Below are 2214 nucleotides of genomic sequence, written 5' to 3' on the forward strand. Positions count from 1 at the left end.
ATCGAGGCGCTTGCGCCGGTCTTCGGCCAGATCAGCCATTGACCGAGGCCTATGGGCGGCGCGCGACCGGGCCAGCGCAGGGGGAGAAACCCGGTGGTCCACCATGGCGGCGTCCCGCGCGGCAATATCGCCGGCGAGACCCGCACGCCCGGGCCGACTGTCTTGCAGTGTCGGCACCGGAAGACCTGCACCATGGGCCGCGACCGATCCTCCCAGGCATCGTTCGCCGGTAGAGGGTGCTGACCGGGGCGAAGGTTGGCGCGAGGCCGACAAGTTCGGCCCACAAGCAGGCGAGAGGCACGCCCACCGCCGATGTCATGCCGGTCGGATGATTGGGGGCAAGGAAACAGCCGGTCAGATCCGCGCCCAATCCCGGAGGAGGCGACTGCATCGCGCGGCCTCCCCGAGGAAACCGGGCGGGAAGCGCAACGGCCTGATCGGAGACGGCATGGCCTGCCGCCCCCGCGCCAGGGATCGTCGCCCGAATGGGTGGAGACGGCCAAATGGGCCGGCTCCAATCCGAAGGACCAGAGCCAGATCCCGATGAACGTGGCCCGATGAAAGCGGGAGGCGCCCGAATCCTGACAGCCTGCGAGGCGTGGCTATAGTTTACGAAGATAAGGCTGCCCGATCAGGCAGTTCACCCTAATCAGACGATGGACAGCATGAATCTGTCGATGGTCGCGGCAAAGCTCTTGCACCGGAGAAGCGGCTGCCTCGAGATCTCCCGCAAACTCGACGTAATCGCCCGCTCGAACACCATGATGTTCTCGACACCCGTCAGGCGGGACTGGAAGAGCAGGCCGGCAAAATTCCTCGGATCGTCTCGAATCTCGCGCCCAAGCTTCTGACCTTCATCATGCCCTTGGGCATGCATGGCGTCGGTCGGAACCCTTGCGGCCAGCACCTGGTGGGATCGGAGATCCGCCAGCCGGATATCGGACGTCTCGATTTCAACGACATCCCATTGGGCAAGCGTCGTCAACGGGATCGGAAAGCGGTCGAAGCATCCGACCGCATCGTCCCTCAGGATGGTTTCCGCGAAGGCCGTATCGAGATCACGGGCGGCATAGAGCGCCCGATAGTCCTGGCCGGTCGGCGGCGAGGCTGGTGGCGGCACGAACCGGCTGGACCCCCATCCCACGCCGAGGCCATCGGTATGATGCCGTTTCACCAGCCGGCAAAAGCGGTCACCGACCAGTTCGGTGACCTGGAGAGGCCGCAGACTCATGGGTGTCTTCACGGATGCGCGTCAGCCGAAATGGCTGCTGTTCCAGAGCCTGGCCTGGGCCAGGAGCGCTTCCACATCGCCGCTGCGCAGCCGCTCGCGGTTGGACGTGCCGTCAGCGCTGGCGGCGAAGAACCGCCACGCCTCCCAGCCATTTCCGACCAGGTCGAGAACCTCCAGAAGGCCCTTGCGCCGGACGCCGGCATCATCGAGCTGCCATTCCGGGTAGCGGAACCCGCGCTTGGCGCCCTCGAGAGCAAGCAGCTTGTTGGTCACCACCGCCTTGTGGACCGCCTGCCGGGACATGCCCATCCTCTGCGCGATGTCCTCTCCGGCCAGCATATCGGGCTGTTCCAGGATGCTGGCCGCGGTCTCTCGGCCGCGCGTCTGCGCCCGCGCCACGGCCTCCGCCACATCGGGGTCCATCGCAGGAACAGAATGCCCGGCTTCGGCTTCATCATCCAGGCTTTTGACCGACAGGCGGTGCAGGCCCGATGCCGTCCGAACGACGATGACCCCCTCACCATCCGCCACGACATTATCGAGCCAGGTCACCATTTCGTCCGGCGCCTGTTTCGCAGCGGCCCGATCCTTCACCGATGCACGAGAACCGGGCTGCGCCTTGCCCGGCAGGCGCCGGGCAAGCGCCCATGCGCGACCAACCGTCTTCTTCGTTTCCACGAAGAGCGTTGCAACACCGTCCTTGCTTCCCCGGATGATCGTTTCGGAGGCGGAGGGCGAGGTTTCCCTGGTCAGGCGCATGGTTGTCTCCTTTCCCGTGAAGATGGGCTTCGGACACAGTTTTGTCAACCTCGTAAACCTCATTGGCCTGGCGGCGGACTTGAATGGCGGTGCATCGCGCAGCCACGTGCCTTACAGGGCCGAAAGAAAGAGCATGCCGCTTCCCCGCCCGGTTTTTCCGGGCGGGGCTTGCGCGCAGAGCTCAGTTCTGGTCTCGACGGACGGGGCGGGACCAGACCAGGCTG

Annotated in this window: 3 protein-coding genes; all 3 read right to left on the reverse strand. The window is 65.4% G+C overall.

Annotated elements, in window-relative coordinates; genetic code table 11:
• A partial coding sequence (locus FE811_RS28050) for a hypothetical protein (RefSeq protein ID WP_219848976.1) occupies positions 1-194 on the reverse strand: 194 nt, incomplete at its 3' end.
• A gap of 455 nt (positions 195-649) precedes the next feature.
• The gene (locus FE811_RS26570) at positions 650-1231 is read right to left on the reverse strand and encodes an RES family NAD+ phosphorylase (protein WP_140849493.1); all 582 of its coding nucleotides are present in this window, start codon (positions 1229-1231) and stop codon (positions 650-652) included.
• A 21-nt stretch (positions 1232-1252) separates the two neighbouring features.
• Complete coding sequence (locus FE811_RS26575) at positions 1253-1990, reverse strand: hypothetical protein (RefSeq protein ID WP_140849495.1); 738 nt, start codon at positions 1988-1990, stop codon at positions 1253-1255.
• Positions 1991-2214 lie beyond the last annotated feature (224 nt).

This window comes from Paracoccus sp. FO-3 (genome assembly GCF_006386455.1).
Classification (GTDB): Bacteria; Pseudomonadota; Alphaproteobacteria; order Rhodobacterales; family Rhodobacteraceae; genus Paracoccus; species Paracoccus versutus.

What these genes read in the sequence shown, in the direction of transcription:
- FE811_RS26570 (WP_140849493.1), bottom strand. Translation starts at nt 1,231, where the DNA reads ATGAGTCTGCGGCCTCTCCAGGTCACCGAACTGGTCGGTGACCGCTTT.
- FE811_RS26575 (WP_140849495.1), bottom strand. Translation starts at nt 1,990, where the DNA reads ATGCGCCTGACCAGGGAAACCTCGCCCTCCGCCTCCGAAACGATCATC.